The 9,097-nt window shown below is 61.9% G+C and carries 16 protein-coding genes; 2 read left to right on the top strand and 14 right to left on the bottom strand.

The window, feature by feature from the left end; translation table 11 throughout:
- Positions 1-78 precede the first annotated feature (78 nt).
- Together K2Y42_RS18125 and K2Y42_RS18130 are read right to left on the bottom strand one after the other, a co-directional pair.
- The gene (locus K2Y42_RS18125; protein ID WP_291155129.1) at positions 79-372 is read right to left on the bottom strand and encodes an addiction module antidote protein; all 294 of its coding nucleotides are present in this window, start codon (positions 370-372) and stop codon (positions 79-81) included.
- A gap of 5 nt (positions 373-377) precedes the next feature.
- Positions 378-674: a type II toxin-antitoxin system RelE/ParE family toxin gene (locus K2Y42_RS18130; RefSeq protein ID WP_291155132.1), complete on the bottom strand. Its 297-nt coding sequence runs from the start codon at positions 672-674 to the stop codon at positions 378-380.
- Positions 675-1,118: 444 nt separating this feature from the next.
- Here K2Y42_RS18130 and K2Y42_RS18135 point away from each other — a divergent pair, with 444 nt between their 5' ends.
- Entirely contained in the window at positions 1,119-2,015 is an 897-nt protein-coding gene (locus K2Y42_RS18135) for a hypothetical protein (RefSeq protein ID WP_291155135.1), read from the top strand.
- Positions 2,016-2,035: 20 nt separating this feature from the next.
- Here K2Y42_RS18135 and K2Y42_RS18140 read toward each other — a convergent pair whose 3' ends face one another.
- From K2Y42_RS18140 to K2Y42_RS18190, 12 genes are all read right to left on the bottom strand, one after another.
- Positions 2,036-2,188, bottom strand: coding sequence for a hypothetical protein (locus K2Y42_RS18140; RefSeq protein WP_291155138.1), 153 nt, complete (start codon positions 2,186-2,188; stop codon positions 2,036-2,038).
- A 12-nt stretch (positions 2,189-2,200) separates the two neighbouring features.
- Complete coding sequence (locus K2Y42_RS18145; protein WP_291155141.1) at positions 2,201-2,398, bottom strand: hypothetical protein; 198 nt, start codon at positions 2,396-2,398, stop codon at positions 2,201-2,203.
- Positions 2,399-2,416: 18 nt separating this feature from the next.
- Positions 2,417-2,971, bottom strand: a complete 555-nt coding sequence (locus K2Y42_RS18150; protein ID WP_291155144.1) for a transcription termination/antitermination NusG family protein — start codon at positions 2,969-2,971, stop codon at positions 2,417-2,419.
- A gap of 123 nt (positions 2,972-3,094) precedes the next feature.
- Positions 3,095-3,580 (bottom strand): HNH endonuclease signature motif containing protein, encoded by a 486-nt coding sequence (locus K2Y42_RS21315; RefSeq protein WP_366512427.1) that lies wholly within the window; start codon positions 3,578-3,580, stop codon positions 3,095-3,097.
- Between the two features lie 138 nt (positions 3,581-3,718).
- Positions 3,719-3,886: a hypothetical protein gene (locus K2Y42_RS18155; RefSeq protein ID WP_291155146.1), complete on the bottom strand. Its 168-nt coding sequence runs from the start codon at positions 3,884-3,886 to the stop codon at positions 3,719-3,721.
- Between the two features lie 256 nt (positions 3,887-4,142).
- Positions 4,143-4,475 (bottom strand): hypothetical protein, encoded by a 333-nt coding sequence (locus tag K2Y42_RS18160; RefSeq protein ID WP_291155149.1) that lies wholly within the window; start codon positions 4,473-4,475, stop codon positions 4,143-4,145.
- Positions 4,476-4,770: 295 nt separating this feature from the next.
- Positions 4,771-5,319, bottom strand: a complete 549-nt coding sequence (locus tag K2Y42_RS18165) for a GcrA family cell cycle regulator (protein WP_291155152.1) — start codon at positions 5,317-5,319, stop codon at positions 4,771-4,773.
- A gap of 2 nt (positions 5,320-5,321) precedes the next feature.
- Positions 5,322-5,672, bottom strand: a complete 351-nt coding sequence (locus K2Y42_RS18170; RefSeq protein ID WP_291155158.1) for a hypothetical protein — start codon at positions 5,670-5,672, stop codon at positions 5,322-5,324.
- The gene (locus K2Y42_RS18175; protein ID WP_291155161.1) at positions 5,665-6,492 is read right to left on the bottom strand and encodes a hypothetical protein; all 828 of its coding nucleotides are present in this window, start codon (positions 6,490-6,492) and stop codon (positions 5,665-5,667) included. The genes K2Y42_RS18170 and K2Y42_RS18175 overlap by 8 nt, the downstream gene beginning before the upstream one ends.
- Positions 6,493-6,598: 106 nt before the next feature.
- Positions 6,599-7,594: a hypothetical protein gene (locus tag K2Y42_RS18180; RefSeq protein WP_291155164.1), complete on the bottom strand. Its 996-nt coding sequence runs from the start codon at positions 7,592-7,594 to the stop codon at positions 6,599-6,601.
- Positions 7,595-7,766: 172 nt separating this feature from the next.
- Complete coding sequence (locus tag K2Y42_RS18185; protein ID WP_291155167.1) at positions 7,767-7,913, bottom strand: hypothetical protein; 147 nt, start codon at positions 7,911-7,913, stop codon at positions 7,767-7,769.
- Entirely contained in the window at positions 7,913-8,302 is a 390-nt protein-coding gene (locus K2Y42_RS18190; RefSeq protein WP_291155169.1) for a hypothetical protein, read from the bottom strand. The genes K2Y42_RS18185 and K2Y42_RS18190 overlap by 1 nt, the downstream gene beginning before the upstream one ends.
- A 335-nt stretch (positions 8,303-8,637) precedes the next feature.
- Here K2Y42_RS18190 and K2Y42_RS18195 point away from each other — a divergent pair, with 335 nt between their 5' ends.
- Positions 8,638-8,931 (top strand): hypothetical protein, encoded by a 294-nt coding sequence (locus K2Y42_RS18195; RefSeq protein ID WP_291155171.1) that lies wholly within the window; start codon positions 8,638-8,640, stop codon positions 8,929-8,931.
- Positions 8,932-9,097: the final 166 nt, after the last annotated feature.

The raw sequence follows: 9,097 nt of genomic DNA on the forward strand, positions 1-9,097 counted from the left end.
GATTTGGACGGGCGCGGTCAAGGCCTGGGTTTTGGCTGAGACACACAGCCGCCCAATAGGAAGCAATTTCGCGGGCTTCTAAGCCACGCGTTTTGAAGGCTGCACCGTGAGTTGCAGATCGAGCGCCTCTAGAACACGCTGTATCGTGTCAAACTTCGGGCTTCCACCTGCACTCAGAGCCCGATAAAGGCTCTCACGGGACAGGCCTGTTCGCTCCGCTATTTGCGTCATCCCGCGCACCTTGGCAGCGACGCCAATGGCGTGCGCGATATGTTCCACATCTTGTGTCAGCATCGCTTCAGCAATGTAAGCTGCGACTTCGCTCTCGTTCTCCAGATACTCGGAGGCATCGAATGGGCGTGATTTGGCCATGCGTTTTACTCCTGGTACTCAGCCGCTAGCCGTTTTGCGACAATGACGTCGCGATCCTGCGTACTTTTATCTCCGCCGGCCAGCAGCAGGACGTAGGCATTTCCGCGCTGAATGAAATAAACGCGGTATCCGGGCCCGAAGTGGAGACGCATCTCGCTCACTCCCTCGCCTACCGGTTCAACGTCGCCGGGGTTGCCACGCGCAACCCGCTCCACGCGAACCAGAATCCTGGCCCTGGCGGTTCCATCTCTAAGGTCTTTCAACCAAGCCGAGAATTCAGCAGTCTCGCGTAGCTCAAGCATACCCCATTTGTAGCCCGCAGGCTACACCCAAACAAACGAAAACTGCGGCATCCTTACTTCCGCCACCTCTCAGGCCAGTCCTTCGGGGGCAGCGCTTCAAGTAGCTCCGCGACCGCGTCCATGTAGCCGGGTACTTTGCTCTTGCCTGTGGAGATGCGCGAAACCTGCTTTTCAGTAAGGGAAAGCGCCCGAGCAAGCCTTGCTTGCGAACCAACCAACCGACGGAGACGGGCCAAGGCGTTGCTCATGGGCAACGTTCTTCCTGCAAGATGCACTAAAAGTCAATATAGACTGAGATTGATATGGACATTTTGTCCATACTCGCCTACTTTATCATTAGAGCCGGCCAACACCCCGGCCCTAAACGAAAAAGGCCCGAAGCTGCGTCAACAGCCCGGGCCCGACGTGAAATCCTCTCCACAGCTATGAAGAAAGGCACCTCACATGCGCTATCTAGCACCGTTCACCGCACTTGTCTGTGCTGCGGGGCTTCTTGCCCTTCAAATCCTGGGCGCTATCGAATACACCGCCGGGGGCACGCTCTACACGCAAGCCTCCATGATTGCCGCGATGGTCGCGGTCGCCGTCCTCCCCCTCATGATCGAGTGGGCCTGGCACCGCAAGGCCAAGGGAGCTGCCGCCGCCATGTCGATCGCTCTCGTTGCCTTCCTCGCCTACTCGCTTCCGGCCACCACCGGGCGCACGGGCGAAGCGAAGGAAGCCAAGGCCAACACGGCCGGCAAGGCGCTCGAGGACAAAGCTCGGGTCCAGGCCGACTACGACGCCACGAAGAAGCTCGTTGACGAGTCGAACAAATGGCAGCCAAAGGCCTGCGCCGGCGGCGTTGGCAAAGACTGCAAGTCCGCGACGTTCATCCTGAACCAGCGGCAGGCGTCTCTCGAAAAGCTCGCAAAGCAGCTCGAGGGATTCCAGGCGGCACCACCCGGTGATCTTGGCTCCAGCCTCTGGGCTGACGTCCTGCGCACCGACGAGGAAACGGTCCGCAATGGCAGTATCCTCGCCTACGCACTCGGCCTCGAGGCCGGCATCTTTGGCCTGATGTGGTTCTTCGGACGCGGCCTCCGCGCCATCACGGAGACGACGCCGAGCAAGGAACTGGACGAGGAAATCGACCGGTTCAAGAAAGCGACCGCGAACGACAAGGGTCCGCCTCTGCCGCCTACCGAGGCGATCGCTCCGGAGCTCAAGGGCGCAAACGTCGTGCTCTGGGCGAAGGACTTTGAAACGCGGTGGGGTCGAAAGCCCCGGCTTGATGAAGCCGAAGCCGCCTTCAAGGATGTCGCTCGAACGACCATCTACCGCCGGCTCAAAGCGGCGTAACCTACCGACCCCCGGGGCTCTCAGGCTTCGGGGGTTTTTATTGCCGCCGATCGGACGTCATCCACCCACTCGCGCAGCTCGCGGGCCCAATCCCCAAACGTGCTTTCCTCTCTGGGCACCGGCATTTTTTCAATCGCATCCAACACTGCGTTCAGCCTGTCTTCCGCTTCCATTCCAATACCCTCTCAGTCCCGCTCACCGAGTTTCAGTTGCACCTCGGACAGGGCAGCCTGCAGGTTGATGCGCGCCACGTCCTCGGTCGGGCCCCACCCTACAATCGACACCCAGCACCCGTCGCCACCCGAGTTGAGCATGTCGCCCCGAAGCTCGGCTTCAACGCCGCTCTTTTCCGTCTGCCGGATTTCAACCTCGCCCCATTCCATACCGATACCCTTTGAGTTTCACGCTGCCGACAGGTCTTCCAACGCCATCGTCAGCCGCATTCCACCAAACGACGCCTCGGCCCGGCCGCCGACGATCTGTTCCACCGGAGTGTTCGCAACGTTAATCCCGAGATGAGGGATTTCGATCCGGTCCCCCACCTTGATCGTGCTGCCCTGCCGGATCTGCCGCTTCGAGCGGTCCGTACGCCGCGCGCGTTTCATCGCGATCTCGGCTTCCCGCACCTTCACCTGTTCAATGGCCGCGTTCGAGATCGGCGCCGGTTCGTCCTCGAAAGTCCCGCAGCGCATGAGGACGTCCTGCGCCCCGTGCTCGGCCAGCCCCGCAACAACGCGCAGCGGATCCCGGCACCGCACGAACACATACCTAGGCGTCAGCGTGCGCAGCCTCTCGATCGGGTGCCGCTTCATCTTCAGCCACACGTGGTAACGCTCCACCGGGCAGTACGCGTCCGCCACGCTGAGCTCGTGCCTCAAGGCCTCGTCCTTTCGGAGCAGGGAGACCAGCGCCATCTCGTGCCTTGGAGCCGTTGTCAGGGCGTACCAGTCGTTCATTGCGGAACTTCTCCAAGATCATCTGGGCGTCGAGGGTCGGTATGCGGCACTTTGTTGAACCCACGGACGCGGCTGCTGAGATGGCGCGTTCGAGCATGTCTTCGAGGTAAGGGGCGGGGCGCTTCATGATTGAGCGAACTCCCCATATTGCTGGACGGCGGCGGCTCGGTACGCGGCGGACGCCGCTTCAATGTTTTCGAAGACGCCCAGGTAGCGGCACTTTCCATTTACCTTCAGAGCCGCTTGCCACTTCCCGGATGACTTGTTCCAAGTGACACCACGAGCCCCGCTAGTGTTTTGACTGAGCTTCTTACGGTTCACGTTGTTCTGAGAGCCGGTCGCGACACGAAGATTCGTGATGCGGTTGTCCGTCTTAATCCCGTTGATGTGGTCCAACATCCCGGGCGGCCATTCGCCGTGCACATAGAGCCATGCGAGGCGGTGCGCTTGGTGCAACTGGTCACAGAGCTTGATGGTCCTGTAACCCGTCCTATGCGTGCTCCCAACCCGAGCACCGGGGGTTAGTCGCCCTCGCCGAACCCTGCTCGTGAACTCTCCTGTCTGCGGGTCGTATTGAAGCGCCTCGCGCAACGCCTCACACTTCAGCATTGACACCCCTCCTGACCACGCGCGTTTTCTTCGACTTCCGTTGCGCAATCTTGGAGCTCGCGTTCCTCCCGTATGAGGGGATCGAGGAGAGCTTCCCGTCTTTCAACTTCATGTTCTTCAGGGTGATGCGGTGGCCGGTCATGATTTCACACGTTCGCCGTTCTGGAATTTCTCGCGCTGGTCCATTGCCGAATGAATAATAAGGCCGTCGTCGTCTTCGGCCGCTCCGCACCAGCACTTGCCGCCATCCACGACGTGGTCGCGAAGGTCATTCAGTGGGTAGATGTGCATCGCCTTGTCGCTCATGCGTGTTCCCCTTCGCAGATCGCAGGCGCGGCCTCGACGGAGAGAGCAACAGGGGGCTGTCCACCGACGATACTGAGAACTATTGATCCGCCTGCGTTGAGGGCCGCTAATTCGGCAGGCGTCGGCTCCCACGCGCTCTGCCACACATTTTCCTCAACAACCCGAACGGCAAGGTGCCGACATTCTCCGTCCTTGTCCGGGTGCCAACCCTTCGGCGCACCGAGGTAGTGCGTCGTTCCGGAGATGCGTTTTGCGATCATGACAGCAGCCTCAACCCAAGGACTTCGCGCATTGCAGGCGACAGTTCTTTCGCCGCTGCTTGTCCCGACGCGCTTCTCGCCCACTCGTCGCTTTCCTCTTTCGTGGCGTCGAACTCGCCATTTGCGACGCGCCCGGCGAATTTCTTGAAGCCAGCCTCAGTCAGTTCGCCGTAGAGCTGCGTGATCGGGCAGGCGTACATTTCCCCGTAATCATCGAACTCGCCTGTCTCGGCGCGCTTCGCGAACGCCTCGTACTTCGCGGCGTGATCCGGCGTGGCGATTGCTGCCACCTTGCGGAGCTCCGCTGCGAGTTTGTCCCGGGTTCTCATGCGGACTCTCCCGGTGCTGGTATGTGCCAGTCAAAGCGGTTTTTTGTGCCCTCAACCTGCACCGTTGTGTGCTGAATGAGGCGCATGTGAAGGCGGCCTGAGACCAACAGTCGGATGCGGTCAGCCCATCCGAAATGGAGACGGCTATCAGTGCACATCCAGCCGGTCATGGTGTCGACGTCCTCCGGCTCAGTCCCGAGGTGATAGCGAAATCCAAGCTGCCGCCAGATCCGCTCCAAACGGGTCGGCACGTACATCATTGCGCAGTTCATTGATTGTCCCTCGATGCTATCGCTCACAGCGCGACCGCCTTCCCGGCATACTTCGACCCGTGCTTGTCGAGCCGATGCTTGCCGCGCCATTCAGGGATGTCCGCCGATTTCGATCGAACAGGCACCCCCGCGTAGACCTTCGCGTGGTGCCCGATGCAATAACTCGACCCCGGTGCTGTACTGCACCCGCAATAGCCCCATGGCTCAGTCCCGCGCGGATCACCAAAAACGTAGCGGCACTGGTGGTCTTCCATGTCTGCGAGCTTGAACAGCTTGGCCGGGCGCGGCGGCTCGGGAGGGAGAGGACCGGATGCAAACGTCACCCGGCGCGGTGCGCTGCGCTGGCTTCGCTTGAGCCGGATTGCGGCGTCGCGCTCCCGGGCGGGCCGCCCCGTGCCGTAAAACCGCGTGATCGTGGTTCGATACGGCAGGCACAGCCGATGCACCTTGCCGATGATGGCACTGCGCGACTTGATGCCCATCTCGCGTGCCACTTGCGAAGCGCTCAGCCCCTTCGCCCAGAGCGTTTTCAACGTGTCCACTTTCGTCTGGTCCCAAATCACCGTCGTCATGTTCAGCCCCCGCCGTTTTCGCCTGTCATTCGGTCGCTTCTGCTCGGACGTCGCGCTACTGCGCGTGCGGCCATGATCGGGTCGCGCTCGAAGTCCATGAGCGCCTGCCCGTGCCCCTTGAAGTATTCGAGGTCTTCCTTGACCATCGGAAAGCGATCCAGCTGCGCAAGCGTCGGCATCGCGCCGCCCTTCGCGACCTGCTGGTAGATCGCGCTCTTGACCAGATCCCGCAGCGAGCGCTCCCAGCGTTCAGCGAAGGCGATGTCGATCCACCGGCACTTGCCGGTCCGAATGAACGCGTCCGCCATGTTGCGGGACGTTTCCGCGAGCTGCTGCCATGGGGTGCTAGACATGGAAGGCCCCCGTCATTGCGAGGGCTTCGGCGCTGGCGCGGGCCATTTCTTCGACGCGGCGCTGCATGTCGCGCGCCTTCGCGTCCACAACGAGCGTTTCGACCGGCACCGCTACGTGCCTCCCGTTGCCGTGCACGCCGTCATGGGTCTTCGCGAAGCCCTTCGGCTCCATCAGGTAATCCAGGCTGGCCCGCCAGCCGCGGTCGTTCGTGCCGGTGAGGAAACTGGACCGCTCGACGTTCGCCAGCGCACGGTGCCAGCCGTCGAGCCCGTAGTCCTTCAGCCGGGCGCCGATCTTGCGTTCGCGGTCGGGGGTGAGCTTGGCGGCTTGCGGCAGGGCGCAGCGCTCGGCCGTCGCGTTGTAGGCCTCGAAGGCCGTCAGGATTTCGAATTTCGAAACGGCAGGGGTCCCCCGCTTGCGGGGGGTAGGGGGGTTTTTAGATTCAACAGGAGTTTCTAGGTTAGTAAGTAAGTTATTTTCTTCTACGCGCGCGGGAGACGCCACGGGTGGCGCGTTTGGCGCTTCCGAAACGCCATCCATGGCGCAGTTGGCGCTATTGGCGTTTTTGTCGGCGCCATCCGTGGCGTCTTTGGCGTTTTCGGAAACGCCACGGGTGGCGTCATTGGCGCATGTGGCGCCTGCGACGGCGATGTCGAGCTTGAGCCGTTGAACGGTTCTCAGCGGAATGTCGAGATCGTCAGCGATCGTTTTAGCGTCTGAGACGCCCGTCGCTTTCATGTATCCGGCGAGCAGTTTGGCGCTGTTGGAAAGCGCTGCTGTCGCCTTGATCTGGTCACGCGAAGCACTTAGATTCTGCATTGTCAACGATCCTTCGACGGCTGTTGATATGTGGCGTACAAATCCCTCATCCCCCCGGTGAGAGTCAGAGGGCGGTTCCTGATCGAGCCGCCCTCCATTTTTTTGCTTAGGCCGCAGCGAGGCCCTGCTCGCGAGCGAGGTCGCAAAGACGAACGTTGCGGGTCTTGGGGCCAACGTTGCCGACCGCCTGCACCGTGGCAGGCTTGGGCGCTGCAGCGGTTTCCTCATCACCCTGGTCGAGACGCGGCTTGTGGCCGAAGAAGGCCATGTAGAACGCTGACGTCGGCAGGAACGTCGCCCCGAGCGCGATGAAGAACCCGATGAAGATCTGCGTGAACGAGAGCGTTACCGTGTCAGGCGTGAGAGCCTTCTCGCCCTCCGTGCCGGTCATCACGAGCCAGATCTGACCGACGAAATCCGTCTGCGCCTTCACCGGCGAAAAGCCGACCTTGGCCGTCGTCGCGACCTCGGTCTTCTTGTCGAGGATGCGCTGCGTGGCTTCGATCTTCTTCGTGAGGTCAGACGCCTGCTCGGCAAGCGCGATGCGCTCTTCCAGGCCGCCCTTCTCCTTCATACGGGCGAGGCACTTGGGGCCACAGCCGCCGCGCGCCTTCTCCTGGTCGATTGCCATCGTGGCCGCTTCGACCTGGGCACGCAGGCCGTCAGCGGAGACCGTGGCGACCCAGGCGTTCTCCGCCTGCATCTTGGCCAGGTGCTCGCGCCACATGGCGAGGTTGGTCTGCTCCTGGGCCATGGACGATTGCTGCGCGGTGTACGCGGCGTTCTGCGCCGAAGCCTCTACGTTGGAGCGCTCGCGCATGCCGATCGTGTAGCCGAGGTGCGAGAAGAACTCCAAGCCGACGAAGAAGATGCCGAGCGCCAAGAGCGCGCGCGACGCCGGAACGTTGCCCGCCTGGGCGACGAATGCCCGGAAGGGAAAGATGAAGGCGGCCGCGATCGTGACCGTGACGAGCGCGACAGCGTGGAGCCAGCTCATGGACGAGCCGAACTTGTAGGTCATGGCGACGGAGACCAAGAGGCCAACGGCGCCGACGCAGAGGAAGATCCTCTGAAGCGTCGCAAAGGACGTGTGGGGGTGCATGGGTCTTCTCCTATGCGGTGCGGGGGGAGATGGGAAAACGCAGACGCAATACGGAGACAAATTCTGTGGCGGCTTTTAACGAGCTACCCGCCGTCCCTCGTTTCGCCGGGCGCTACCCGACCACGCCTATAGCTACCCGTGGCATTTCACCTCTCCACGGCCGAGGGACTTGCTAGTGGATTTGGAACCACCGCCAGGCGGGGTCATGCACCCGAGCGCTGTCGTGGAAGTTGCTTCGGCTGATCCGCAGCCACGGGCGGTCGCGCGCAATTTGGAAAAACCATGAACCGAAGCGGGCATTCAGAAGCAGGTTGCTCATCACTTCGCCTCCGAGAACTGTTCGACATGCGCCCGGTGGATGAGGCGGGTCTTGGCGTCGTCGTCGGCCCACGGCGTTTGCGTGCCGTCTGCATTCAGCGCGAAGCTGCCCGCGTTAAGCCAAGTCGGAGTCTGATCTGCATCCGACAGGTCAGCGCGCGCGGCTGCTACCTGCTGCACGAGATCGGGGATGGGCGGCGGTCTAATGGATTCAGCCCGTGCGTCAGCCCTCGCGGCCGCAAGGTCAGCAAGCGACACGCTGTGCGTTGCCCCCTCGGCATCAACGAGAAATGCGTGGAACGCCTGTGCAGCGAGCACGATCTCAGTGAACGGCGCGCCGCGCATCGAAGTCGCGGCCATGTCGAGTGCAAATTTGCGAAGGTCATCCATCACTCGTTCTCCATGTTGGTTGCGGCGGGAACTGGAGAGGCGCCAACAGCCCCCGCCGCGGAACTGCCGGGAGCGGACACGTCCGGCAGAAACTCAAAGAACCTCGGCCCGCCGATTGCCTCGAAGGCAGCGAGCGGCGTGAACGGCTGTCCGCGTGAGTTCCGAATGGATTCCCCGACGATTTCCCGAGGTGTCGGCGCGCGAGTCAGCATCGTGAAATTCCTCACGGATTTCAGGGGTGGAACTCAGGTGGAACGCTGGTACTGAGATGAAATCCGAGGTCGTCCTGGTAAGGTGCGGGTGCTTAGTCAGCACTCAGAACAGGAGACCTCGGAATGCATCGCTACGTGGTGAGCTACGACCTTCGCGACGACGAAACGATTGACGCTTACGACCGCATCTTCGCCGCGCTACAAACTGCCGCCGACTGGTGCCGGCCTCTGTTCTCGTTCTGGATCATCGAGACGCCGCGGACGCCGACCGAGGTCATCGCCTACCTTCGTGAGGTAGGCGCGATCGATGAGAACGACGGTATTGTGGTCCTTGAGATCACCAACGTTGGTGCCTACCGCCGCGTCATCGACGCCGACGTTGCTGCGTGGCTTAACGCGCGGATTGTTGAAGTATGATTGCCTGATGGCGTCGCGCGGAGCCGGCTGAGCCAGCTTCGCGTCTCCGCCAGCACGGGCTGCAATCTCTTCGGCTGTGTCCATCTCTTCCCCCCCCCTAAGCGTGTGCTGCGCGTCGCTCAGGACGCGCCCGTTCCAAAGGGCGCCGGTAGTTCTCCATGAACCG

This window comes from Hyphomicrobium sp., from assembly GCF_019744875.1.
Classification (GTDB): domain Bacteria; phylum Pseudomonadota; class Alphaproteobacteria; order Rhizobiales; family Hyphomicrobiaceae; genus Hyphomicrobium_C.